Source organism: Pseudarthrobacter kochi (assembly GCF_055412805.1).
In genome coordinates this window covers 24585-49035 of the sequence record NZ_JBVAYV010000005.1, presented here as the reverse complement: position 1 = coordinate 49035, position 24451 = coordinate 24585, and the positions used below count along the sequence as shown (strand labels likewise).

Sequence of the window (24451 nt, the reverse complement as noted above, 5' to 3'; positions counted from 1 at the left end):
CCAATGCCCGCTACGGGGAGTCCATCCGCAGCACGGCCGCGCCCGTAACCCGGTCCTCCGACAGGTCCAGCAAAGCCTGGTCCGCGGCCGAGAAGGGATAGGACACCGTGGTGGGGCGCAGCGGGATCTCCGCGGCGATGCGGAAGAACTCCTCGCCGTCGGCCCGGGTATTGGCGGTGACACTGCGCAGCTGGCGTTCCTGGAACAGCTCCGTCGCGTAGTGCAGCGGCGGTATGTCACTCAGATGGATGCCGGCGACGGCAAGGGTGCCGCCGCGGTCCAGGGCACGCAGGGCCACGGGGACCAGGCCGCCGGCCGGAGCGAAGAGGATGGCCGAATCCAGCGGATCCGGCGGCTGCTCTTCGGCGCCGCCGGCAAAGGTCGCCCCCAGCTCACGGGCGAGGGCGCGGGCTTCCTCGGACCGTGTCATCACATACACGCGTGCACCCTGGAAGAGGGCAATCTGCGCCGCCAGATGCGCGGAGCCGCCGAAGCCGTAGATTCCCAGCCGGCCGCCGATGGGCAGGTCGGCACGGCAGAGCGCCCGGTAGCCGATGATCCCCGCGCACAGCAGGGGTGCCGCCTCCTCGTCCGAGAAGCCCGGCGGGAGCCGGTAGGCGAAGTTTTCGGCCACCGTGATGAGTCCGGCGTAGCCGCCGTCGCGGTCCCAGCCGGTAAATACGGGTGAGAGGCAGAGGTTCTCGTCGCCACGCAGGCAGAAGCGGCAGGAGCCGCAGGTGCGCCCGAGCCAGGCGACGCCGACCCGGTCGCCCGGGGAGAACCGCGTGGCGCGGTCCCCGCACGTGATGACTTCGCCGACGACCTCGTGGCCCGGGATGACACCGGGGCGCCGCGGGGCAAGGTCACCCTCGGCCAGATGCAGGTCCGTGCGGCAGACTCCGCACACGCGGACCCGCAACAGCACCTCCCCCGGGCCCGGCCGGGGATCGGGGCACTCGTCCGCCACCAGGGGGCCGCTTCTCATCGGCCCGGGCTGTCCTACCCGCCAGGCTCGCACGGGCGTCCTCCTCTGCTAGAACCTCCAGCTCCCCTCTGAAGGCGGTGGTCCGGTGGAGCGGGGTCAGCGCGTAATCAGGACATTGCAGCGCGCTTTGTTCAGGACGGCCGTGACGGTGTTGCCTGGGCCGCCCTCGCGGTTGTGGGTTCCAATCACCAGTACCTCGGCATCGGCGGCGGCCGCCAGCAGTTCCTTGGACGCCGAGTGGCCTTCCCGCAGGACGCCGGAGATTGACAGATCCGGGGCCAGGGTGCGGGCCTCCGCCAGGGCATGGTCCAGCAGTTCCTGGCCGTGCAGCGGGCCGTGCCGGCCGTGCCCTTCCCGGGTCCCGCCGCGGGTCTGGTCGATGTGGACAATCTGGAGGGTTGTGCCAAGCACGGCCGCCAGCCGTGCGGCGCCGGCCAGCGCCGCGGAGCTCCGGGACGTCCCGTCGACGCCGACCACCACTGGCGCCGCGGACTGGCCCGGGCTGCGCAGCTGGCGGACCACCATCAAGGGGCAGGGGGAGGAGCCGGCCAGGTCGAGGCAGACCGATCCGGCAAGCTGCCCCAGCACCCCGCCGATTCCCCGGCTGCTGACCACGAGGAGGCGCGCATCACGGGCCGCATCGCGCAGCACCGCGGCCGGGAGCCCTGTTTCCATAACACCCTCGACGGCGGGACCGGGACCGGGACCGGGACCGGGTGCCGGCGCGGGTTCGGCAAGTTCGGCGGCGGGGGTTCCGGCGGCGGCGAGGGCAGTACGGGCGAGGTCGACGCCCTCCGCAAGGAGGGCCTCGGCGGAGTGCCGCAGGCCGCTGCCCTCAACGCCCTTGACCGGCCCGAGCTTCTTGGTGAACATGGGCCACACCCACGCGTGGACCACGCGGAGCCGGTAGTGTCCGGCGGCCGCGTACTCCGCGGCCCACCGGACGGCCTCCTGCGCTGCCTCGGAGCCGTCGTAACCCACAGCCACGGTGGTGCGTACGTGTCCTGCGGCGGGTGCCGTCATGCGTCCTCCCGGTCAGCCGAGTCCGCCTCCGGGCGGTACTTTGCCCAGTAGAACTCAACGGGCGGAGAAGGGCTAGGGGCTTTGGTCCCGCGGGTTCCGCTGATCCGCTGCGCCCGCCCTGTACTCCGGGGCCTCTGCGTCCGGCACGCTGTGCTGTTCCCGCAGCTCGCGGCCGCGCTTGATGTCTTCCTCTTCACGCGCCTGCAGCTTGTCGCTCTGCTTGGTATCCCTGGGCGGCAGCTGGATGGTTTCCTCGGCTTCGATGCCGGCCTGGAGCTGGCGGCCGCGTTCGGTCTCGGCGTCGAATTCGGCCCCGAACAGCAGCGACATGTTGAGGATCCAGAGCCAGAGCAGCGAAATGATGACGCCTCCGATCGCGCCATAAGTCTCGTTGTAACTGCTGAAGTTGGCGACGTAGAACCCAAAGGCAAGGGAGGCCAGCAGGAAGATCACCAGGGCAATGAGCGACCCCAGGCTCATCCAGCGGAACTTGGGCTGCTTCACATTGGGAGTGGCGTAGTAAAGGATGGCGATCGCAAGAACCACGAGCAGCAGGATGACGGGCCACTTGGCGATGTTCCAGACGGCGAGGAAGGCCCCGCCCAAGCCAATCGCGTTCCCGACGGACTCTGCCACCGGGCCGCTCAGGACCAGCATGGCAGCCAGCAACACCACGATCAGCACGGTGGCGATGGTGACGCCGAGCATGGTGCCCCGAAGCTTGACGAACGGACGGCCTTCATCGATTTCGTAAATCCGGTTCATGGCCCGGCCGAACGCTCCAACATAGCCGGAGGCAGACCAGAGGGCGGTGAGGATGCCCAGCACCAGGGTAAATCCGGCTGCGTTGGAGTTGCTGAGCTGCTCGACCGGCCGGCGGATGGCTTCCAGGGTTTCGGCGGGCGCGAAACCCTGGACGATGTCCAGGAGCGCCGACGTGGTCTTGCCGGGCTGCCCGAAGATCCCCAGCAGGGACACGAGGGCCAGCAACGCCGGGAAGATGGAGAGAACCGAGTAGTACGTCAGGGCCGCGGCGAGGTCGGGGCACTGGTCCTTGGTGAATTCCCGCAGCGTTTTCTTCGCGATGTACTCCCACGAAGGCCTGGTGACATCGGTGGGGCTGTCCGGTTTGCGCGAGTCGTCCGGAGCGGGCGCCGTGCGGGCCTTGGCGGTGCTGCTCTCCCGGGTTTCGGCGTCGGCCGCGGTCTCTGCCGTGGCGGGGTTCTTGGCCATGGGAATCTTCCTTTGGGTGTTTGATGCGTCAGCCGGCCGCCCGGCGCGTGGGCGCAGGACGGCCGGCCGGTGTCGAACGGGGTCAGGCCTGCTGGACGTTGTCCTTGGCCTCGACGGTCCGCTCCTTGACATCCGCCACTGCGACTTGGCCCTCGGCCTTGACGTGCTCGGTGGCGTCCGTGGCAGTGGCCTTGACATTTTCCATCGCGGCCCGGGCGGGCTCCTTGAGACCCTCGGCCACGTCCTTGGCGGCCTCGGTGAGTTCCGAGGTGAGCGGCTCGGCCGCGGTCTTCAGCGCGTCCGCTGCTTCGCGTTCCTTCTGGCTCGCCGGGATCAGGGAGGAAACCAACAGGCCGGCCCCGAAGGCAATCAGACCTGCCGCCAGGGGGTTGCCCTGCGCCTTCGCCCTAACCTGCGTGGGGGCGTCGCCGATGGCTGCACCGGCGTCGCTGAAGTGCGCCCCAGCCGTGCCGGCGGCGGAGTGGACATTGCCGGCGGCGTGGTCGGCAGTTCCCATGACTTTCTCCTTCACTCCAAAAACGGCGTCCCGTACTTTGTCCGTCTGCCGCTGGACGATGTGCGACGGGGTGACCTTGTCCGCCACGGCGTCGACGTTGGTGCCCAGCCGCGCGCGGGTTGCTTCAATATCTGCTCGGATGGCATCCGGGTTTTCACTCATCGTGTTTCCTCGCTGGATCTAGGTGGTGGGTTTGAGCGTGGGCGGGATTTCCTGCAGCGTCGCGGCGGTCTGGGGCATGCCCTTGATCGCGTTGAGTTCCTTGCGGCCCTTGGCTGCCAGGACGGCGGCGACGATTCCCCAGATGATGGCGACGACGACGCCGGACCAGCCCAGGCCCATGACGTTCCCGAGCGCCCACCAGAGCGCCAAGGACAGGAACAGCAGGACGAAGTGGCTGGCGACGCCGGCCCCGGCCAGCATTCCGCTGCCCTTGCCTGCGCGGGTCGCGGACTGCTTCAGTTCGACCTTGGCCAGCTCGACTTCCTGCCGCATCAGGGTGGACATGTCCCGCGATACCTCGCCCAGGAGGTCGCCCAGGGACGACGTTTCAGCCTTGGCGTGCGCGGCGGTCTGGGGCATTTCGCTGGTCATCGACGGCCACCGTCAAAGGGATCATCACGGAGCGGATCCTGCCGGAGCGGGTCAGTGACCACGGGCTCGGAGGCCCAGGGGTCCTGGCGGTTGCCGTCACCCAGCGGATCAGTCCCGAGGGGATTGGGCGGGTAGGTGTCCGCGAAGCCCGCCGTCGTGGTTTCCGGCGCCGGCATCTGCACGGGCGGAGGCGGAACGGCCATGCCGGCGTCAGCGATCCTCGTGCCCGGCGTTGAGGTGGCGCCGGTGGCAGCCGGCTCCGGTGCGCCGGCGCTGAGGCTGCGGCTGAGCCGGCCTGCCAGCACGCCGGCTCCGGCTGCGAGGAGCAGGAATGTGCCGGGACGCTGGCGGGCAAAGGTCTTCACCTCGGTCAGCAGGGAACCCGGATCGCGGCCATCGAGCCATCCGGCGACGGCGGACGACCGCTCGGCAGCCTGGCGCACGAGGTCGGCGGCGACCCCGGGCTGATCGGAGGCGGCGGCCATGGTGTGCAACTCGGTGGAGATGGAGCGCAGGCCTTCGGCGACCTTCTGCTGCTGCGTGCCGGCCTGGTCCGTCAGATCCGACTTAGCCTGGTTCACGAGGTCCCTGGCGTTCGTCTTCACTTCGGCCGCGACGTTGGCGGCTTCCGTCTTAGCCGTCTCAGCCACGGTCTGGGCTGAATCCGCGGCCTGGCGCTTCACATCGGCTGCCTCGCCCTTGGCGGCATCGGTCTTTGACGCTCCGCCGTCGCTGGGGGTGACGGTCGACGACGTCGTGCCCCTTGCCGCCGGCGGGAACATGGTTTCCGGCCGGAGGGGAGGCTGCTGGGTGGCGGTAGGGGTGCGGTAGCTACCGTCCTGGGGCCATTGGTTCTCTGTCATCTTCGCTCTCTTTTCAAGATCGGCTGCTGATCACGAACCAGCAATAACTGGAGGCTTAATAGTAAGCAAGATTACTAAATATAGTAAGTACCCTTTGCTTTATTTTTCGGCGGGCAGCGCCTGCCCACCCATCCCCGGCCCATCCGCGGTGAAGCCCGTGCCGGCCGGTGAACTAGGCTTGAAACATGAGCAAAACGGTGGGTGGCTGATGGCGAAGCGGGGCAGGGCAGCCGGCCGGAGCAACACCGAAAAGACGGCGGGAGTCGTGGAGCTGCCGAAGGGGAGCCGCCCCGAGGGGCCGCTGGAGGGCGTCTATTACATCGACACCGGTGACTGTGAGCTGATCGCCGACCAGGACAACTCCAATGGCTGGCTGCTGCGGATCAATGGCGTGATGAGTTCGCACATCGACCTGGCGGATCCGTTGTTCCTCGATTTCGAGTACATGCGGTGGATCGCGGCCCTGGTGGAATCGCGCTGGCCGCGGGAGTCCCGGCCGAAGCTGCGCGCCCTGCACCTTGGCGGCGGGGCATGCTCACTGGCGCGCTACTTCCACGCCGCCTACCCGGACGCCCGCCAGGTGGTGGTGGAACTCGACGGCAAGCTGGCCGAATACGTCCGTGGCTGGTTCGACCTGCCCAAGGCGCCACTAGTGCGCCTGCGCGTCGGGGAGGCCCGCGAAGTCACCGAAAGCCTGACGCCGCAGACCCGGGACCTGGTCATCCGCGATGTTTTTGCCGGCTCGCTGACGCCGCGTCCGCTCACCACACGCGAGTTCAACGAGCACGCCCAGCGCGTCCTGGCCCCCGGCGGGATCTACGTGGTGAACTCCGGCGACGCCCCGGACCTCAGGAATGCCCGCGAGGACGCCGCGACCATTGCGGACACCTTCAAGCACACCGTGATCATCGCCGACCCTGCCATGCTCAAGGGCAGGCGCTACGGGAACATGATCATGGCCGGCAGTGACGTCCCGTTCGACAACGACCCCGGACTGGCACGGCGGCTGCTGGGCGGCGCGGTGCCGGCACACATCTGGAACGACGCCAAGGTCCGGGCCTTCGCCGCCGGTGCGCCGGTCCGCCACGACCCGAAAGCCGTCGACCCGCCGTCGACTGCTCCGTAACGGCCCTTTAGCGGCCCGAAAACGGCACTTACGGAGCAGTCGATGCAGGTCCTCCCCGCCCCATGAGCGCCTCGCGGTGCCCCTTCGTCTGTTCGCGCAACGCCTGCACCACGGCAGCGACGGCGGGCCGGCGCATGGAATCGGGCCGCAGTACCATCCAGTACGGCAACAGCTCGGCGAAATCCTCCGGCAGCAGCCGGACGAGGTCCGGATGCAGGTCCGCCGCGAAGCACGGCAGGAACCCGATCCCGGCACCGGCGCGGGTCGCCTCCACGTGGACGAAGACGTTGGTGGAGCTCAGGCCGTCCCGCATGGTCGGCACCAGGCGGCGCGGGGCATCCAGATCGTCCACCTGAAGCATCGAATCCACGAAGTACACGAGCGAATGCGTCGTCAGTTCCTCGATCGTCGTCGGGGTGCCGTACTCGGCGAGGTAGCCGCGGGAGGCATACATACCGAGCATGTACTCGCCGAGCCGGGCCGCCGCCGCCCGGTGCACCTGCGGTTCGCCCACCACCACTTCGATGTCCAGCCCGGACCGCTGCTGGAGCGCCCGCCGGGTCACGGTGATGATCTCCACGCTGAGGCCCGGATGGTCCCGGCGGAGCCTCGCCACCGCGGGGGCCGCGATATAGGCGCTGAAGCCGTCCGTCGCGGTCATCCGGACGACGCCGGTGATCGGGTCCGGTACACGGCCGGGCTGTTCGAGGGTCCTGATCGCAGCCTCCACCCGCTCAGCCACCTGCACAGCTTCCGCGCCCAGCTCCGTCAGCTCCCAGCCGCCCGAGGCGCGCGAGAGCACCCGGCCGCCCAGCGCCTTCTCCAGCGCCGCAATCCGGCGCGACACCGTGGTGTGGTTCAGCCCCAGGGCCTGCGCCGCCGTCGTGAACTTCGCGGAGCGGGAAACCGCCAGGAGCACGAGCAGGTCATCAGGGTTCGCGTTCATATCTGCAATTCTGCACATAAGGCGTGCTTGTTTGACCATTGAATCGCACACTTTGTGCGGCAATACTCAGTAAAGTCGCTCAGTGCCGTGCATCGCACCTCCTCTGGGCCGTTGAAGACCGCGAACTGAGGAGTGCAGACATGGAGAGCAGTAGCTTGAACGGGCGCAAGGCCCTGGTGACCGGCGGTGCCGGCGGAATCGGCGCTGCCAGTGTCCGCGCCCTCGCGGCACGCGGTGCCAAGGTGGTGATCGCGGATGTGGACGAGGCCGCGGCCGCAGCCCTCGCCGACGAGGTCGGCGGCACCTCCTGGGCGGTGAACCTGCTCGACGTCGAGGCTCTCGAGGCCGTGAGCCTGGACTGCGACGTCCTCGTCAACAACGCCGGCATCCAGCGGATCAGCCCGATCGAGGACTTCGACCCCGCGGATTTCCGCCGCATCATCACCCTGATGCTGGAGGCGCCGTTCCTGCTCATCCGCGCCGCGCTGCCGCACATGTACGCCAACAACTTCGGCCGGATCATCAACCTGTCCTCAGTGCACGGGCTCCGCGCCTCGCCGTTCAAAAGCGCCTATGTGTCGGCCAAGCACGGCCTTGAGGGCCTGAGCAAGGTCACGGCGCTGGAAGGCGGCGCGCATGGCGTCACGTCAAACTGCATCAACCCCGGCTACGTCCGGACGCCGCTCGTCGAGTCCCAGATCGCGGACCAGGCCAAGGTGCACGGGATTCCGGAGTCCGAGGTCCTCGCCAAGATCATGCTGACCGAGGCCGCGGTCAAGCGCCTTGTCGAGCCGGAGGAGGTCGCCTCCCTCGTGGCCTGGCTGGCCTCCGACGACGCCGGCATGGTCACCGGCGCAAGCTACACAATGGACGGCGGCTGGTCCGCCAGGTAGTCAGCCGGCCGCCAGTGAGCCCGCTCAGTCGGTTGTCTTGTCGTTGCCCTGATCCGGGGTGGCCGGTTCGGTGGATCGGCGGATGTAATCGTTGACGGCGTCCTCGGGAACACGGAACGATCGGCCCACCCGCACGGCCGCGATGGCATGCGACTTCACCAGCCGGTAGACGGTCATCTTGGATACCCGCATGGCCGCAGCGACTTCCGCGATGGTCAGGAAGTGCGAGGAGACATTTGCTGAGCTCATTTCTTCTGGCCCGTCCACTAGTCGGGGTACCGGAGTTGCCGGTAGTCGTAGAAGATGACGTCGCCCGCCGGGCTGCCGGCCATCCGAAGCCCGACGTAGGGGGCCTCGATCACGGCCACCGTGCCCAGGTGCCGGCCATTGAACGGATCATCGCCAATCAGTACCTGTCCCACCCGGAACGGAATCCGCGGTGTTCTTGCCCGGCCAACCGTTCCCGACAGGAAACTGGCCACGCGGCTTCGTTCGCGTTGAGCCTGTGGAGATGCTGGGAACTCCATCGGAACCACTCCTTCAGAAGGCGTGCCACTCGGATTTTCGGCAAGTCCGGGCCAGCTACGGGAGGGCTCCCCAGCCAGCGTTCCGGCCGGTCCGGTACCGCCGTGAAGCAACTGTATCCGTCAGCCCCTTTCGTCACACGAGTAACTTCTACCCCTGCCGGACCGGGCACCACTTGGGCCGCAGCGCCGACTACTTGCCGGCCTGGAACTCCATCGCGTTTCCGGCCAGGGCAAGGGTTCCGCCCAGGCCGATCATCATCACCCCGCCGGTGCGGCCCAGGGCGGCGATCCGCCGGGGCGAGCTGGCAAACCAGCGGCGGGCCTTGCCCGCGATGAGCGCCCAGCCGCTGTCCGAGACCAGTGCAATCGCGAGGAAAAGCGCCCCCAGCGTTGCCAGCTGCAACGGGATGGCGCCGGTCGGGTAGTCCACAAACTGCGGCAGCACGGCGACGAAGAAGACAATCGACTTGGGGTTGGTGGCACCCACGATGAACCCCTCCCGGAGGATCCGGAACGTCGACGTCGGACGCGAGGGACCGGCCGCCGTCGTGCCGCCACTGCGGTGCCGGATGGCCTGGACCCCCAGGTAGACCAGATAGGCCGCGCCCGCGAACTTGACCACGCTGAAGAGCAGCACGGACTGGGCCAGCACCACGCCCACCCCCAGGGCGACCGCGGCGATCTGCAGCAGTTCCCCGGCGGCGTTGCCCAGCACGCTCAGGAGCCCGCCCCTGCGGCCCAGCGCCAGCGTCCGGCCGACGACGAACAGCACGCTGGGACCCGGCACGGCAATCAGGAGGAGGGCCGCGAGGGCAAACGCCAGCAGGTTCGGGGCAGGGACCATAACTGATTTTAGCCCCGCCATGGAGCCGGGCGCAGGTGCCGCCGGCGTCCCTAGCGTGCTGCCGGCGCCCCCGCCGGAATCCGGGGGAGCGACGCGGTTTCGTCGGCGAGCTCGGCCCGGACCCGGCCGTGGCCGCGGACCCACAGCCGGTACCCGGCCACCAGCAGCCCGAGCCAGACGGCGCCCACATAGAGTGCCACGCGCGTGTCCTCGAACGCACCCAGGATCACGATGACGAGTGCCATGAACACGATCGTCGCCACCGATGCCGCCGGCCACCACGGTGACGGGAATTCCGACGCCGGCAGTGGCTTGCGCGCGATCTCGCGCTTCATCGCCACATGGGAGGCCAGGATCATCACCCAGACCCAGACAGTGGCGAAGGTCGCGATTGAGGCGATCAGGAGGAAGACGTCCTCCGGGATGACGGCGTTCAGGACCACGCCCACCAGCAGGATGCCCGTCATCATCACCACGGTCATCCACGGCACGCCATGGCGTGATACCTTGCCGAAGCTCGCGGGGGCATGCCCCTGCCGGGACAGGCCGAAGAGGATCCGGCCGGCGCCGAAGATGTCGCTGTTGATCGCGGACAGCGCGGCGGTGATGACCACGGCGTTGAGGATGTGGGGTGCTGCCGGTATGCCCAGTCCGCTGAAGATCTGCACGAACGGGCTGCCGTTGGTGCCGATCTCGTTCCACGGGAACAGGCTCATCAGGACACCCAGGGTCAGCACGTAGAACAGCAGCACGCGCACCGGGACCGTGTTGACGGCTTTCGGAATCACCGTCTTCGGGTCCGCGGCCTCGCCGGCGGTGATGCCCAGGGTTTCAATGCCGCCAAAGGCGAACATTACGACGGCGAACGAGGCCAGGAGCCCTTCGAAACCGTTGGGGAACAGGCCGCCGTGTTCGACGAGGTTGCCGAGGCCAGGCGCCACGGTGGCACCCCCGGCCTGGAATCCGAAAGCGATGATGGCGGCGCCGCCCACGATCATGGCGATGATCGCCACCACCTTGATGAGCGAGAACCAGAACTCGAGCTCACCGAAGACCTTGACGCTGAGCAGGTTCAGCGCCGCCAGGAAGAAGATGATCGCCAGGACCCAGATCCAGCGTTCCACCTCGGGGAACCAGAAGCCCATGTAGATGCTGAAAGCGGTGACATCCGCGATGGCCACGATCGCCATCTCAAACACGTAGGTCCAGCCGGTCACGAAGCCAGCCAGCGGGCCGAGGTAGCGGCTGGCGTACTGGCCGAAGGAACCGGACACGGGGTGCCGGACGGCCATCTCACCCAGGGCGCGCATCACCATGAATACTGCGGCGCCTCCGATCATGTAGGCCAACAGCACGGCGGGGCCGGCCTTCTGGATGGCCGAGGCGGAGCCGTAGAACAACCCGGTCCCGATCGCCGAGCCGAGTGCCATGAAGCGGATATGGCGGATGTTGAGCCCGCGGTTCAGGACGGTCCCGACGGCGGCGCTGGCGGAGCTGCCGCGGCTGCCCGGCGTACCGCCGGGTCCTGCAGCGGGCGTTGGCTTGGTGTCGGTGATGGCTTGTTGCATGCGAATACCTTCTCGTCATTGGGAGGGGGATCGCTATCCAGCAGACCATGTTGCGCGGAGCTGTGATGAGCCTCACGGGCAGCTGGTGTCTTCGATTTCAGACAACGGCGCACGGCGGCAGGGCGGTCATGTCCTAACGGATGGGGGTCCGGCCGTGGTAGAACCGACCCAGGCCAGGAGCTCCATCGGACAGTGAAGGAGATGCACCATGAAAGCCATCATCCAGGACGTGTACGGCCCGGCAGATGTATTGGAACTGCGCGACGTCGACCAGCCGGTACCCGGCGACGGAGACGTGCTGATCCGGGTCCGCGCCGCCGGCGTCGAGCAAGGGGTTTGGCATCTCATGACCGGACTGCCGATTCTGACCCGGGCCTTCTTTGGGTTCAGGGCCCCCAAAAACCCGATCCGCGGGAGGGAACTCGCCGGCCGGGTGGAGGCGGTGGGGAAGAATGTCGTCGGGTTCCGTCCGGGGGATGAGGTCTTCGGGACCGCAGAGGGTACCTTCGCCGAATTCGTCTGTGCCAAGGAGGGCAAGATCGCCCTGAAACCGGTCAACGCCAGTTTCGAGCAGGCAGCAGTCGTGCCCATCTCCGGCACCACGGCGCTGCAGGGCCTCCGCGACAGCGGCCTGCTCCAGCCCGGGCAGGATGTCCTGATCATTGGCGCCGGCGGCGGAGTGGGTTCCTTTGCCGTTCAGCTCGCCAAGGTGCTCGGAGCACAGGTCACCGGTGTCTGCAGCACCGAAAAGCTGGACCTGGTCCGGTCGATCGGCGCCGATCACGTCATTGACTACAAACACGACGACTTCGCGGACGGCGCGCGGCAGTTCGACGTCATCCTCGACACTGCCGGCAACCGTCCGCTGTCAGTCCTGCGCCGGGCACTTAAACCCAAGGGAACCCTCGTGATTGTCGGAGGCGAAGGCGGCGGCCGGTGGACCGGAGGATTTGAACGCTCCCTCCGGGCTTCGATGCTTTCCCCCTTTGTGGGCCAGACGCTCAAGGGCCTGATGGCAACCGAGCGCCAGGAGGACCTTCGCTTCCTCGCCCAGCTCATCGACGCCGGCTCCGTCACGCCCGTCATCGACAAAAGCTATCCGCTGGCCGACACCCCGGCGGCCATCCGCTACATGCACGACGGCCATGCCCGCGGCAAGGTGGTTGTCACCGTCTGAGCTGTGGCCGGGGGCCCGGAAGGCCCGGCCGGAAGCCCCGCGCTCAGCCGGCCTGCTGCAGTGCGAGCACAATGATCGCGGCGTTGATCCCGAGGCCAATCAGCCACCAGCGGTTGAAGGTCAGAATCAGCAGCGCGGCAGAAACCGCGGCGCCCGTGACCGTGACCGGAATCCACCAGGACGCGTCCCCGATCAGGCCAAGCCCGCCGAGCGCCAGGATCACCGCGGCCGCAATGGCCAGTCCCGAAGCCAGCCGGCGGACGTTGCCCGCAAACGGCGAGTGTCCGACGTCGAACGGTGCCTTCTCGTCCGGCTTTGGCAGCCAGATGGCCAGGTGAACCAGGCCGTGCGCAATCACGAACAACCCCGCAATCCAGCGCATGGCGGCCCTCCTTGCATCCCAGCCGACGCGTCCATCGAAGCACCGCCGCCGCGGGGCGGCAAGGGGCGGAAGTCCGGGCCGCCCGGCACCTTCCGGTTTGTCCGGGGCGTCGGGCGGCGGGGCAAGTGTCCGGCATTCCAGACACGACGAACGGGGCCGGACTGTCCGGGACCCCGGTCAGGGCGCATGCTTAAGTACGGGATACCGGACACCGTGCTATTTGAAGAGGATCCATGCCAGCCACCACCATCACCCCGAGTGCCGCCGAGGGGGCGCCCAAAGCAACCCCGGCGAAGGCCGCCTCCAAGGTTCCGGCCGCGGAAAACACCCTGCGCATCCTCAAACTGCTCGCCTCCAAGCGGGGGCCGATGGCGGCGTCGAACATTGCCACGGCGCTGGGGCTGCCGCGCTCCAGCGTCTACCACCTGCTTGGCGTGATGGAGGCCAACGGCTTTGTGCTGCACCTGCATGAGGAGCAGCGCTACGGTCTGGGGATCAGCGCCTTCGAACTGAGTTCGGCGTATTCCCGCCAGGAGCCGCTCTCGCGCCTGGGCCGGCCGCTGCTTGCCTCGCTGGTGGACGTTATCGGCGAAAGCGCCCACCTCGCCGTGCTGCACGGCCGCGACGTGCTCTACATTGTCGAGGAGCGGGCGAAGAACCGTCCGTCGCTGGTGACCGACGTCGGGGTGCGGCTGCCGAGCCACCTCACCGCGAGCGGGCGCGCCATCCTCGCGGCGCTGCCCAAGTCGCAGGTCCGTGCGCTGTACCCCAACGCGGCTGCCTTCAGCGCCCGGCACGAGACTGAATCGCCCATCATGAAGTACTCGGCGCTGTCCTCGCATCTGGACCAGGTCCGTCAGCGCGGCTACGCCACCGAACACGGGGAGGTCACGCCGGGCTTCGGGTCGATCGCCGCCGCCGTCACGGACCACGTGGGCTGGCCGACCGCCGCCGTCGCCGTAACGTTCCTCGAGGACAAACTGCCGCCCGATCAATGGCCCGCCCTGGCCGCACGCGTGCAGAAGGTCGCCGACGATCTCTCCATCCGGATCCACGGCCGCCCCTCCGCCTGACCCCGAGCCCGCGCGCAGCCAGCCCAACTAGTTGGCCAAGGGCTCGTCTGGAATACCGGACAGCACCCCTGCGAACCCTCTGTTTCCGCGGCGGCGGACAGGCTTTAGTTGATACAGAACCTCATTCCACGAACCACCAAGAAACGAAGGAGCCCCCATGGCACCCGCCGATTTCACCACCGGTGCCCGCCCGGTCAAAGCAGCCCGCGGCACCGAGCTCACCGCCAAGAGCTGGCAGACGGAAGCCCCGCTGCGCATGCTCATGAACAACCTCGACCCCGAGGTCGCCGAACGCCCCGACGACCTCGTGGTCTACGGCGGCACCGGCCGCGCCGTCCGGTCCTGGGCCGCGTTCGACGCGATCACCCGCACCCTGGAAACCATGGAAAAGGACGAGACCCTGCTGGTCCAGTCCGGCAAGCCGGTCGGCGTCTTCCGCACCAACGAATGGGCACCGCGCGTGCTCCTGGCCAACTCCAACCTCGTCGGCGACTGGGCCAACTGGCCCGAATTCCGCCGGCTCGAGGCCGAGGGCCTGATGATGTACGGCCAGATGACCGCCGGGTCCTGGATCTACATCGGCACCCAGGGCATCCTGCAGGGCACCTTCGAAACCTTCGCGGCAATCGCCCGCAAGCTCACCGGAGACGAGAACGGCACGCTCGCCGGCACCCTGACCCTCACCGGCGGCTGCGGCGGCATGGGCGGCGCTCAGCCGCTCGCCGTCACCCTGAACGACGGCGCCTGCCTGATTGTCGACGTCGACGAAAGCCACCTGCGCCGCCGGGCCGGCAAGCGCTACCTCGACGAGGTGGAAACCGACCTCGACGCCGCGATCGCCAAGGTGCTCAAAGCCAAGGAAGAGCGCCGCGGCTGGTCCGTCGGCTACGTCGGCAACGCCGCCGCAGTCTTCCCGGAGATCCTGCGCCGCCACAACGCCGGCGAGCTCACCGTGGACATCGTCACGGACCAGACCTCCGCGCACGATCCGCTGAGCTACCTCCCCGAGGGCATCATGGTGGCGGAATGGCACCGCGAGGCCGCGGCCGATCCCGAAGGCTTCACCAAAAAGGCCCAGGCCTCGATGGCCAAGCACGTCCAGGCCATGGTCGAGTTCCAGGACGCCGGCGCCGAAGTGTTCGACTACGGCAACTCCATCCGTGACGAGGCCCGCAAGGGCGGCTACAACCGGGCCTTCGAGTTCCCCGGCTTCGTCCCGGCTTACATCCGGCCGCTGTTCTGCGAGGGCCTCGGCCCGTTCCGCTGGGTGGCGCTCTCCGGCGATCCGGAGGACATCGCGGTCACGGATGCCGCCATAAAAGACCTCTTCCCGGAGAACAAGCACCTGCACCGCTGGATCGACGCAGCACAGGAACGCGTGGAGTTCGAAGGCCTCCCGGCCCGGATCTGCTGGCTCGGCTACGGCGAGCGGGCCAAGGCCGGGCTGCTGTTCAACCAGCTCGTCAAGGAGGGCAAGGTCAAGGCGCCCATCGTGATCGGCCGCGACCACCTCGATTCCGGCTCCGTCGCCTCCCCGTACCGCGAGACCGAGGCGATGGCCGACGGCTCCGACGCGATTGCCGACTGGCCGCTGCTCAACGCCCTGCTCAACACCGCCTCCGGCGCCACCTGGGTCTCCATCCACCACGGCGGCGGCGTCGGCATCGGCCGCTCCATCCATGCCGGCCAGGTTTCGGTCGCCGACGGCACCGACCTCGCCGCGCAGAAGCTCGAACGCCTGCTCACCAACGACCCCGGCATGGGCGTCATCCGGCACGTCGACGCCGGCTACGACCGCGCCGTCGAGGTCGCCAAGGAACGCGGCGTCCGCATCCCGATGTCAGAAACCCGCTAACCGCTCCCGACCCCACATCGACTGCTCCGTAACTGCCGTTTTGAGCCTCCAAAAGGGCACCTGCGGAGCAATCGATCCCCACAAAGTAGGAATCATGACCATCACCACGCAAGCACCCCTCACCGTCACCCTCGGTTCCAGCGGGGTCACCCCCGAGGACGTCGTCGCCGTCGCCCGGCACGATGCCCGGGTGACCATCTCCCAGGACGCCCTCGACGCCGTCGCCAAAGTCCGCGCCCACATCGACAACCTCGCGCACAGCGAAACCCCGGCGTACGGTATCTCCACCGGATTCGGGGCCCTGGCCAACCGGCACATCCCCAACGAACTGCGCACCCAGTTGCAGAAGTCGCTGATCCGCAGCCACGCCGCCGGCATGGGCCCGGCCGTGGAACGCGAGGTGGTCCGCGGCATTATGTTCCTGCGCGCCAAGACCCTCGCCTCCGGCCGGACCGGTGTCCGCCCCGTGGTGCTGCAGACCATGGTGGACGTCCTGAACGCCGGCATCACCCCGGTGGTCCGCGAATTCGGCTCGCTCGGCTGCTCGGGCGACCTCGCGCCGCTGTCCCACTGCGCCCTGGTCCTGATGGGCGAGGGCGAAGCTGCCGGCCCGGACGGCACGCTGTACGGCACCAAGGGCGCCCGCCCGGTCGCGGAACTCCTCGCCGCGCACGGCATCGAACCCGTCACGCTGGCCGAGAAGGAAGGCCTGGCGCTCGTCAACGGCACCGAAGGCATGCTGGGCATGCTGCTGATGGCCATCGCGGATATCCGCCAGCTGCTCACGACGGCGGACATCACCGCCGCGCTCAGCGTCGAGGCGTTGCTTGGCACGGACCAGGTGTTCCTGCCGGAGCTGCACGCTGCGCTCCGGCCGCACCCGGGCCAGGCCGCCTCCGCGGACAACATGCTGCGGGTCCTGTCGGACTCGCCGATTGTGGCCTCGCACCGGATCAACGACACCAAAGTCCAGGACGCCTACTCGCTGCGCTGCGCACCCCAGGTGGCCGGCGCCGTCCGCGACACCGTGGACCACGCCGCCATGGTCGCCTCCCGCGAACTCGCCGCCGCGATCGACAACCCGGTGGTCCTGCCCGACGGCCGCGTCAGCTCCAACGGCAACTTCCACGGCGCCCCGGTGGCCTACGTGCTGGACTTCCTGGCCATCGCCGTCGCGGACCTGAGCTCCATCGCCGAGCGCCGGACCGACCGGATGCTGGATCCGGCCCGCTCGCACGGGCTGCCGGCGTTCCTGGCCGCCGACCCGGGCGTCGACTCCGGGCTCATGATCGCCCAGTACACCCAGGCCGGGCTCGTCTCGGACAACAAGCGGCTGGCCGTCCCGGCGTCGGTGGACTCGATCCCGAGCTCCGCGATGCAGGAGGACCATGTCTCGATGGGCTGGCATGCAGCCCGCAAGCTGCGCCGCTCGGTGGAGAACCTGCGCCGTGTCCTGGCGATCGAGCTGGTGACGTCGGCGCGGGCCCTGGACATCCGTACCCAGCTCTCCGGCGGCGAACTGACCCCGGGCCCGGCAGGGGCCGCCGTGATCGCCGCCCTGCGGGACGTCGTCGACGGTCCGGGCGCGGACAGGTTCCTTTCGCCGGAACTGGAAGCGGCGGACCTTCTGGTTGCCTCGGGCAAGGTGCGGGCGGCTGCCGAATCCGCCGTCGGAAATCTTGCCTAAAGGAAAACAAAATGCAGTTTGGGTGAATAATTTCCGGTCCCCCGAAATAGTCGGCATTACGGCCGCGGGGGGCCTGAAACTGTAGTACAAAGAGAAAGTCACACCAATGAAGTTGTGACAAAGAACATATACAAAGGGGTAGAAGTTCATGAAAGCACGCGGGACGGTTATGTCCAGGCGCCTGGCATCGGCCACGGCGGTTTCCGACTGGCGGAGCCTCAAGGCAGGCGATCGGGTCGAAATCCTCAAGCACGCACAGGTCCTGGCTGCCGGTGAAGTCGAAGAGGTTTCACTGAGCGGCAATGTCCTCTGGCTGGTCCCGGCGGACCCGTCACTTCCGTCCGAGGCCGGGCTGTTCCTGAAATCCGACGGCGTGGAAGTGCGGCGCAGCTAGCCGCAACCGGTCCGACAGAAAGTCCCTGCTCCGGCGGGACTTTCTGTGTTCCGGGCCTGTTTTGATGGACGGTTCGCCGGCCCCGCGTGGACGGTTCGCCGCCCCCGCGCGCGGCTAGTGCGGCCCAAACGGCGGCGGCCCCAGCAGCACGATGCCGCCGTTTTTGCGTGCGGACTCCTGGACCCTGCCGAAATCCACCGCGCCGGTCCCGCCGGTGTCCCCGTCGGCGAGCGGTGTGCTCGCGTCCCAGTAGAAGGACTCGCAGCAGCCGGGCGTGTGCAGGCAGAGCATCCGCGCAGACCCGGAAACCACCATAAACGCGTGCGGAACGCCCCGCGGCGCCACGGCCAGGCCACCGGCGCCGATCCGGTGTTCGGCACCGTCCATGTGCATGAGGATCTCGCCTTCCAGGATGTACATGGTCTCGTCCGAATCGGGATGAGTGTGCAGCGGTGTCATCTTGCCGCCGGCCATCTGGTCTTCAAACAGCAGGAAGGCGCCGGCAGTCTCCGCCGCCCTGGCTTTCCAGATGTGGACTCCGCCGCCGAAGAACCAGCGGCGCTCGCCCTGGCCTTCCGCGCGGATGATGGCTGCCGGGCTGCTGACCGTTTCCATGGGATCGCCTCTTCACGTGCTTATGGGACTTATGTCCCATAACAAGACTGGGGTACCATAAAGTCCATGTCAACCCCCTATCAGGATGCCGGCCGCACGGGCCAGAAGCGCCGGACGTTCGAGGCACTCGTTGCTGTCGCCCGGGAGGCCGTGGCGGCGGGGGAGTCCCCGACCGTCGACAGCACGGCGGCGGCAGCCGGCGTCGCCCGGAGTACTGCTTACCGCTACTTCCCGAGCCAGCGTGACCTCCTCGCGGCAGCCCACCCGGAAACCGCCCGGCAGTCGTTGCTGCCGGCGGACGCGCCGGAGGACCCGGGGGCGCGGCTGGACGTCGTCGTGGCGGAGTTCACCCGGCTGATCGCCGACACGGAAGCCCAGCAGCGCACGATGCTCCGGCTCTCCTTGGAGCGAGACCCTGCGGAATGGGCACTTCCGCTGCGCCAGGGCAGGGCGATCGCCTGGATCGAGGAAGCCCTCAGACCTCTCCAGGGCACGTTTTCCGCACCGGAGATCCGCGCCCTTGCGCTGGCTGTGCGCAGCGCGATCGGGATCGAGGCGCTCGTCTGGCTGACTGATATCGGCGGCCTCTCGCGCGACCAGGCCAGGGCGTCGATGCGCTGGTCCGCGCGGGCGCTGCTCCACCAGGCCCTCGTCTCCGGACCCCCGCCGGCAGCCCAGCGCTGATGCCGGCTACCCCAGCAGCGTGTTGATCAGTCTCGCGGCCACCTTCGCGGTGCGGTGGTCCAGGTCGAACTCGGGGTTCAGCTCCGCGACATCCAGGTGCAGCAGCTTTCCGCTCGCGGCCACCTGGCGGCACACGGCGCTGATCACCGGCAGCGGCACCCCGTACGCGGCCGGCGCGCTCACGCCGGGGGCCACCGACGCCGGCAAAACGTCCAGGTCGATCGTCAGGTACAGGGCGTCCACCTGCGCCAGGAACGCTGCCACAAAGGCGTGCGCGGCCCCGGCCGAACAGTCCTCGTCCAGCAGGTAGTCGACGCCGAGCTCCTCCGCCGTCCGGAAGAGGGCGCGGGTGTTGTTGGGTTCGGAGATCCCGACGACGGCGTACCTCAGTTCGCGTCCCGCGGCGGCTTCAGCCCGGGCCATCTGCAGGAACGGGGTGCCGGAACTGGGCACGGCCTCGTCGCGGAGGTCGAAGTGGGCATCCAGGTTCAGCACGCCCACGCGCAGGCCCTCGCGGACCGGCGCCGAGCCAGCCACGCCCAGGTAGCTCGCGAACGCGGTTTCGTGCCCGCCGCCCAGCACTACGGGAAGCTGCCCGGCGTCGAGCAGGCCGGTAATGGCGAGCCCGGCACGTGCCTGCCCTGCCTCCAGGGCATCCCCGGCCACGGTGACGTCGCCGGCGTCGTGCACGTCCCGGCCCAGGTGGAAGGCGAGCGGGGCGAGGGCGGCGCGGATCGCGGCGGGGGCCGCGGCGGCACCCGTTCGGCCCTTGTTGCGGCGCACCCCGGCGTCGCTGCGGAAACCGAGAATCACCGCGGGGCGCACGACGGGGCGCGCGGGCTTGACCCGGCGCGGGGCGTAGGGCGTGACGGCCTGCCACCAGCGCCGGTGCCCGGGGCCGTCGCCGTCGAACCGTCCGGTCCAGGGCTGCGGCGGGACATCAACGGCGGGCACGGGGGAAACCATGCCCCTAGCTCACCGCAGCGCGGGCCGGAAAACCAGCTGCGCCGCCGTCGTGCTGTCCGGAATCCCGGAACCTGCCCCTTGCAAGGCCGAAAACGCCGCCGAGAGGGCCCACGCCCGCGGAGGGGGAGGGAGGGGAATGCGGGGATCCTTAGTGCAGCCCCAGCGCCGCCTCGATCGGGCCGATCGCGAAGAACAGCAGGAAGGCCGCGGCCACAGCCCACATCAGCGGGTGGACCTCACGCGCGCGGCCCTGGAAGGTGCGGATCAGGACGAACGTGATGAAGCCGGCGCCGAGGCCGTTGGCGATCGAGTAGGTGAACGGCATCAGGGTGAACGTCAGGAAGGCCGGGATGGCGATGCCCAGGTCCTGCCAGTCAATCTTGCCGATCTGGGAGACCATCATAAAACCGACGACGACGAGCGCCGGCGCCACCGCCTCGAATGGAACGAGGTTGATCAGCGGGGTGAAGAACATGGCCACGATGAACAGCAGGCCGGTGACAATCGAGGCGAGGCCGGTCCGGGCGCCTTCGCCGATGCCGGCACCGGACTCGACGTAGATCTGGTTCGAGGAGACGGAGGCTCCGCCGCCGATGATCGCGCCGAGCGCGTCCACCTGCAGGACCCGGTCGACGTTGGGGATGTTGCCGTCCTTGTCGATGGTGCCGGCCTCGGTGGCCAGGCCCACCATGGTTCCCATGGCATCGAAGAATATGCTCAGCAGGATCACGAACGCCAGCAGGGTCGCGGCGACGAAACCGAGGTGCTCAAAGGCGCCGAACGGGTTGGCCTTGCCGATCAGGGACAGGTCCGGGGCGGCCCATTCGGAGAATGCCGGGGCCACGAGGGACCAGCCTGCCGGGTTGTAGGTCTTGCCGTCGAAGCTGGGGCCGATGTGCAGGGTGAATTCCAGGATCACGGACAGGATGGTCGAGGCGACGATGCCGATCAGGATCGCGCCCTTGACCTTGCGGACCACGAGGGCGATGGTCAGGATCAGGCCGACGACGAAGACCAGGGTGGGCCACCCCACGAGCTTGCCGTCGAAGCCCAGGCCCACCGGCACGGTGGTCCCGGCAACATCCGGGATGCGGCGCACAAAGCCCGCGTTGACCAGGCCGATCAGGGCGATGAACAGGCCGATGCCCACCACGATCGCGGTCTTCAGCCCTTCCGGGACGGCCTTGAAGACGGCAGTCCGGAAACCGGTGAGGACCAGGATCAGCATGGTGACGCCCGAGAGCACCACCAGGCCCATCATGTCCGGCCAGGTCAGTCCGGGGTTGGTGGCCACCGTAACGGCGACGAAGGCATTGACGCCGAGGCCCGTCGCCAGCGCGAAGGGGTGCTTGGCCCACGCCCCCATCAGGATGGTCAGGATGCCTGCGACCAAGGCGGTGACGGCGGCGACGGCCGGGAAACCCAGTGTGGCGCCGGAGGAATCGGGGCCCGAGAGGATGAGCGGGTTCAGCACCACGATGTAGCTCATCGCGAAGAACGTGGCAAAGCCGCCACGGATCTCGCGCGAGAAGTTCGACCCCCGCTCGGATATCTTGAAGTACCGGTCGAGTGCAGAGCCCTGCTTGAGCATTAGTCCTCCGGGGGATGTGGATGGTTACTTGAATCCTATTAGGCGCACACGCGGCGTCCGGCCGATTTCGCCTAGTCTGTAAGGAAGCCAACACTAGGAGCAGCTTTTCCCATGCGCCCCATCCGACAGCTCTTGAGTGCCCTGCTGGGCGCCGCGATCTTCGCCGCAGCCCTGCTGGGTGCGGTTGCTCCGGCCTCGGCCCACGACGTCGCCGAGTCCACCAGCCCGGCCGCCGGCGCCACGGTGGCGACGCCGCCGGAGAAGGTGTCGATCACGTTCAATAAGAACCCCCTGGCGCTGGGTTCGCAGGTCGCGGTGAACCACGACGGCGCCAACTGGGCCGACGGCGCCGTCGAGATCGTGGACAACGCCGCCTCGCAGAAGCTCAAGCCCGGCGCCCCCGCAGGGCTGTACACGGTCGCCTGGCGTGTGGCCAGCTCGGACGGCCACCCCATCGAGGGAACCTTCACGTTTACCGCCACAGCCGGAGCGACAGGCTCGACGGCGGTTGCCGCGGTTCCCACGATGGGAACCGCCCAGCCAGGTATTACGCCGGCGCCGGAGCCGCGGACCAGCTCCTCGGAGCCGTTCCCCTGGAGCATTGTTATTTTCGTTGGAACGGCCATCGGCATCCTGGTCGTCCTGGGCCTGATGGCCAAGAGCAGGCTCAAGCCGGGCGCCGGCAACGACACCGGAAGCTGACCCCGCGTTGCCTTGGGTAGGGGCAGAGTGTTCCGGTCAGGCCGGCGCGGCGAGGGCGTAGCCCCCGGGCAGGACGGCGGGAAACCCGTCGGGGTAGACCTTGGCGGAGATCGCCTGGCCCACAACCTTCGCCTGGCGCAGCACTTCCTTCGGCGTCGGCGTAATGAGTTCGCCCACACCCACGAGGTACATCCCGAGGGCGTGCATCGCCGCCATGAGGTTTTGCCCCGCGGCCACACCAAGCTCGGAGAGCATCCGGCGCAGCTGGCTGTGGGCACAGCGCGTCAGGACGAGGTGATCGGCCAGCAGGATGCCGCCCGGCGTGCGGACGGCCCACTGCTGGGCAGGCCCGGCGATGCCGGCATCAACATGGTCCAACTGCAGGGCCCGGATATTGTTCCGGACGTCCAACTTGTGGCTGGCGGCGTAGTTCCGCAGATGCCGGAGGATTTCGTTGCGTTCCCGCAGGCTGGCGGCGTCGGCCGCGTCGCAGCGCTGCAGGGAGGACGTATTGGCCGGATGCCCGGCACCCAACAGATCGAGCCCGTCCACAATGATGGAGTCAACCCCGCGCCGCTGCAGCTCGCTGGCCACCGCCAGCCCGGACAGGCCGGTGCCGATCACAATGGCTGCGGTCCGTTCGATCTCCGCGGACATTGGCATGCTCGACACTGCGGGGTCCTTCCTCGATTGATGCCTGTTGCGGGGCTGGTGCCCCGGACGCGTTCCGTAGCCCGCTCCGAACGCAGTGCCGCTGGCGCCACGTTCTGAAACACGAGTCTCGGTTCAGCAACGCCTCGAAGACTACCTAACATTGGCCGCCTTGGATAGAGCAGGCGAAACATTGGCGGATCCCGGGATTCCCGGACTTTTCGGGCGGCAACGGGGGTTCATCTGCCGTCATTCGGGGTCATCGGACGCCGCGTTAACACTGGGTAAAACCTGCGTGACGATCGTCGGTCCGGCCGTTCCTCCGCCCGCTTGCTTGTTCCCGGCAAACCGAGAATAGTTGGGAAAACCAGGGGTTCTGGCCGCAGATTCTTTGGGCGCGTCGCCGTTGGACGCTGCACCCGGACACGTCTGGCAGAATAGCCGCAACATCAGGCAAGAATCGCGAGGAGGCGGACCCCATGGGCCGAGAACAGGTGCATCCGGATCCGGCAGGGGAATCCGCCGGCAGGTCCGCGGCTCCCCGAGGCATCGTGGTCGGCGTCGACGGCTCCGACCACAGCAAGTGCGCCCTGGTGTGGGCCGCCCGCGAAGCCGAGCGCCGCAACCGACCCTTGCACATAGTCACCGCCTACTCCGTTCCGATCTTCGCCGCGTCAGGACTCGACGGCGGTTACGCCACTGTCGACGATTCGGTGATCCGCGAGGGCGCGGAGGCCATCCTGAAGCAGGCCGTGAACAAGGTCGCCGGGTACGTGATCGACGTCGACGCCTCCGTCGAAAACGGCGATGCCTCCGGCGTCCTGCTGGAAATGTCCGAAACCGCCGAGCTGCTCGTCTTCGGCACCCGGGGACGGGGCGGTTTCGTCGGCCGGCTGCTCGGCTCCGTCAGCAGCGCCCTCCCCGCGCACGCCAAGTGCCCCACCGTCACCGTGCCCCTGATCTGCGCCGACCGCCTGGGCGAAACCACCGACGACAAGCATGTCCTCGCGGAGCGGGCGAAGTCCGGCCGCGTCCCGGTCGAAAACGTGGTCGTGGTGGGCGTCGACGGCTCCGAACAGGCCCGCGTGGCGGTACTGGAAGCGGCGGCGCAGGCCGAACGGCTCTCCGCGCCGCTTCGTGTGGTGTGCGCCGTCCCGCAGTACAACGGCTCGCTGGCCTGGGTGCCAGCGCCAATGGACCGCGAAGCGCTCTTCGCCGACATCAGGACCCAGCTCGACGCCGGCACCGCCTGGATCAGGAGCCACTTTCCGCACCTCACCGTGGAGTCCCAGCTCGTGGATGGCTCCCCTGTGGACATCCTCGTCGAGGCCAGCCGGCATGTGGAACTGGTGGTCGTTGGCACCCGCGGCCGCGGCGGCTTCGCCGGGATGCTGCTCGGGTCCACCTCCGACGGGATCCTGCATCACGCCAAGGGCCCCGTCATGGTGGTCCCGGACCGGGATGATCCCCGGCTGGCTGACCGGGTGAACTTCGGACCCATTCTCGGGGATTCGTAGCGGGTCCCGGGGTGGACCCGGGGCCGGTCCCGGGACCG

The 24451-nt window shown here is 68.3% G+C and carries 26 protein-coding genes; 10 read left to right on the top strand and 16 right to left on the bottom strand.

Annotated features, from left to right (window positions below):
- Positions 1–10 precede the first annotated feature (10 nt).
- The 6 genes from ACZY0Y_RS04355 to ACZY0Y_RS04330 form a co-directional block, all read right to left on the bottom strand.
- Entirely contained in the window at positions 11–1018 is a 1008-nt protein-coding gene (locus ACZY0Y_RS04355) for a zinc-dependent alcohol dehydrogenase family protein (protein ID WP_463956920.1), read from the bottom strand.
- 63 nt (positions 1019–1081) lie between these two features.
- Entirely contained in the window at positions 1082–2008 is a 927-nt protein-coding gene (locus tag ACZY0Y_RS04350; RefSeq protein ID WP_463956919.1) for a universal stress protein, read from the bottom strand.
- 72 nt (positions 2009–2080) lie between these two features.
- Positions 2081–3241 carry a YihY/virulence factor BrkB family protein gene (locus ACZY0Y_RS04345; RefSeq protein WP_463956918.1) on the bottom strand — a complete coding sequence of 387 codons (1161 nt, stop codon included), beginning with the start codon at positions 3239–3241 and terminating at the stop codon, positions 2081–2083.
- 82 nt (positions 3242–3323) lie between these two features.
- Positions 3324–3920, bottom strand: coding sequence for a DUF3618 domain-containing protein (locus tag ACZY0Y_RS04340; RefSeq protein WP_463882062.1), 597 nt, complete (start codon positions 3918–3920; stop codon positions 3324–3326).
- Between the two features lie 18 nt (positions 3921–3938).
- Complete coding sequence (locus ACZY0Y_RS04335) at positions 3939–4352, bottom strand: phage holin family protein (protein ID WP_463956917.1); 414 nt, start codon at positions 4350–4352, stop codon at positions 3939–3941.
- Complete coding sequence (locus ACZY0Y_RS04330) at positions 4349–5215, bottom strand: methyl-accepting chemotaxis protein (RefSeq protein WP_463956916.1); 867 nt, start codon at positions 5213–5215, stop codon at positions 4349–4351. The genes ACZY0Y_RS04335 and ACZY0Y_RS04330 overlap by 4 nt, the downstream gene beginning before the upstream one ends.
- A gap of 208 nt (positions 5216–5423) precedes the next feature.
- Here ACZY0Y_RS04330 and ACZY0Y_RS04325 point away from each other — a divergent pair, with 208 nt between their 5' ends.
- Positions 5424–6341: a spermidine synthase gene (locus ACZY0Y_RS04325; protein WP_463956915.1), complete on the top strand. Its 918-nt coding sequence runs from the start codon at positions 5424–5426 to the stop codon at positions 6339–6341.
- 28 nt (positions 6342–6369) lie between these two features.
- Here ACZY0Y_RS04325 and ACZY0Y_RS04320 read toward each other — a convergent pair whose 3' ends face one another.
- Positions 6370–7287, bottom strand: coding sequence for a LysR family transcriptional regulator (locus ACZY0Y_RS04320; protein WP_463882072.1), 918 nt, complete (start codon positions 7285–7287; stop codon positions 6370–6372).
- A 140-nt stretch (positions 7288–7427) separates the two neighbouring features.
- Between ACZY0Y_RS04320 and ACZY0Y_RS04315 the strand changes: the two genes are divergently transcribed.
- Positions 7428–8180 (top strand): 3-hydroxybutyrate dehydrogenase, encoded by a 753-nt coding sequence (locus ACZY0Y_RS04315; protein ID WP_463882075.1) that lies wholly within the window; start codon positions 7428–7430, stop codon positions 8178–8180.
- Positions 8181–8204: 24 nt separating this feature from the next.
- Here the strand turns inward: ACZY0Y_RS04315 and ACZY0Y_RS04310 are convergent, their stop codons facing one another.
- From ACZY0Y_RS04310 to ACZY0Y_RS04295, 4 genes are all read right to left on the bottom strand, one after another.
- The gene (locus ACZY0Y_RS04310) at positions 8205–8429 is read right to left on the bottom strand and encodes a helix-turn-helix domain-containing protein (protein WP_463956914.1); all 225 of its coding nucleotides are present in this window, start codon (positions 8427–8429) and stop codon (positions 8205–8207) included.
- Between the two features lie 17 nt (positions 8430–8446).
- On the bottom strand, positions 8447–8707 hold the full coding sequence (locus ACZY0Y_RS04305) for a hypothetical protein (RefSeq protein ID WP_463956913.1): 261 nt from the start codon (positions 8705–8707) through the stop codon (positions 8447–8449).
- A 190-nt stretch (positions 8708–8897) separates the two neighbouring features.
- Positions 8898–9551 carry a LysE family translocator gene (locus ACZY0Y_RS04300; protein WP_463956912.1) on the bottom strand — a complete coding sequence of 218 codons (654 nt, stop codon included), beginning with the start codon at positions 9549–9551 and terminating at the stop codon, positions 8898–8900.
- Positions 9552–9601: 50 nt separating this feature from the next.
- The gene (locus ACZY0Y_RS04295) at positions 9602–11119 is read right to left on the bottom strand and encodes an amino acid permease (RefSeq protein ID WP_463882086.1); all 1518 of its coding nucleotides are present in this window, start codon (positions 11117–11119) and stop codon (positions 9602–9604) included.
- Positions 11120–11327: 208 nt separating this feature from the next.
- On the opposite strand from ACZY0Y_RS04295, the gene ACZY0Y_RS04290 reads away from it, so the two are divergent.
- Positions 11328–12296, top strand: coding sequence for an NAD(P)-dependent alcohol dehydrogenase (locus ACZY0Y_RS04290; protein ID WP_463956911.1), 969 nt, complete (start codon positions 11328–11330; stop codon positions 12294–12296).
- Between the two features lie 43 nt (positions 12297–12339).
- Here the strand turns inward: ACZY0Y_RS04290 and ACZY0Y_RS04285 are convergent, their stop codons facing one another.
- On the bottom strand, positions 12340–12678 hold the full coding sequence (locus tag ACZY0Y_RS04285; protein WP_160668267.1) for a hypothetical protein: 339 nt from the start codon (positions 12676–12678) through the stop codon (positions 12340–12342).
- A gap of 233 nt (positions 12679–12911) precedes the next feature.
- Between ACZY0Y_RS04285 and ACZY0Y_RS04280 the strand changes: the two genes are divergently transcribed.
- The 4 genes from ACZY0Y_RS04280 (at position 12912) to ACZY0Y_RS04265 (ending at position 17687) form a co-directional block, all read left to right on the top strand.
- Entirely contained in the window at positions 12912–13751 is an 840-nt protein-coding gene (locus ACZY0Y_RS04280) for an IclR family transcriptional regulator (protein ID WP_463956910.1), read from the top strand.
- A 157-nt stretch (positions 13752–13908) separates the two neighbouring features.
- Positions 13909–15606: a urocanate hydratase gene (gene hutU / locus ACZY0Y_RS04275; RefSeq protein WP_463956909.1), complete on the top strand. Its 1698-nt coding sequence runs from the start codon at positions 13909–13911 to the stop codon at positions 15604–15606.
- 94 nt (positions 15607–15700) lie between these two features.
- Positions 15701–17293 carry a histidine ammonia-lyase gene (gene hutH, locus ACZY0Y_RS04270; RefSeq protein WP_463882095.1) on the top strand — a complete coding sequence of 531 codons (1593 nt, stop codon included), beginning with the start codon at positions 15701–15703 and terminating at the stop codon, positions 17291–17293.
- Between the two features lie 148 nt (positions 17294–17441).
- Positions 17442–17687, top strand: a complete 246-nt coding sequence (locus ACZY0Y_RS04265) for a hypothetical protein (RefSeq protein WP_463882096.1) — start codon at positions 17442–17444, stop codon at positions 17685–17687.
- Positions 17688–17801: 114 nt separating this feature from the next.
- Here the strand turns inward: ACZY0Y_RS04265 and ACZY0Y_RS04260 are convergent, their stop codons facing one another.
- Positions 17802–18302 carry a cupin domain-containing protein gene (locus ACZY0Y_RS04260; RefSeq protein WP_463956908.1) on the bottom strand — a complete coding sequence of 167 codons (501 nt, stop codon included), beginning with the start codon at positions 18300–18302 and terminating at the stop codon, positions 17802–17804.
- 66 nt (positions 18303–18368) lie between these two features.
- Here ACZY0Y_RS04260 and ACZY0Y_RS04255 point away from each other — a divergent pair, with 66 nt between their 5' ends.
- On the top strand, positions 18369–18986 hold the full coding sequence (locus ACZY0Y_RS04255) for a TetR/AcrR family transcriptional regulator (RefSeq protein ID WP_463956907.1): 618 nt from the start codon (positions 18369–18371) through the stop codon (positions 18984–18986).
- 6 nt (positions 18987–18992) lie between these two features.
- Here ACZY0Y_RS04255 and hutG read toward each other — a convergent pair whose 3' ends face one another.
- Both hutG and ACZY0Y_RS04245 read right to left on the bottom strand, forming a co-directional pair.
- Entirely contained in the window at positions 18993–19952 is a 960-nt protein-coding gene (gene hutG, locus ACZY0Y_RS04250) for a formimidoylglutamase (protein WP_463956906.1), read from the bottom strand.
- A gap of 148 nt (positions 19953–20100) precedes the next feature.
- Complete coding sequence (locus ACZY0Y_RS04245) at positions 20101–21543, bottom strand: NCS2 family permease (protein ID WP_463956905.1); 1443 nt, start codon at positions 21541–21543, stop codon at positions 20101–20103.
- 111 nt (positions 21544–21654) lie between these two features.
- Between ACZY0Y_RS04245 and ACZY0Y_RS04240 the strand changes: the two genes are divergently transcribed.
- A complete protein-coding gene (locus ACZY0Y_RS04240; protein WP_463956904.1) occupies positions 21655–22245 on the top strand; it encodes a copper resistance CopC family protein in 591 nt (196 codons plus the stop codon).
- A 36-nt stretch (positions 22246–22281) separates the two neighbouring features.
- On the opposite strand, the gene ACZY0Y_RS04235 is transcribed toward ACZY0Y_RS04240, so the two are convergent.
- Entirely contained in the window at positions 22282–22908 is a 627-nt protein-coding gene (locus tag ACZY0Y_RS04235) for an NAD(P)/FAD-dependent oxidoreductase (protein ID WP_463956983.1), read from the bottom strand.
- Between the two features lie 467 nt (positions 22909–23375).
- Between ACZY0Y_RS04235 and ACZY0Y_RS04230 the strand changes: the two genes are divergently transcribed.
- A complete protein-coding gene (locus ACZY0Y_RS04230) occupies positions 23376–24413 on the top strand; it encodes a universal stress protein (RefSeq protein ID WP_463956903.1) in 1038 nt (345 codons plus the stop codon).
- Positions 24414–24451: the final 38 nt, after the last annotated feature.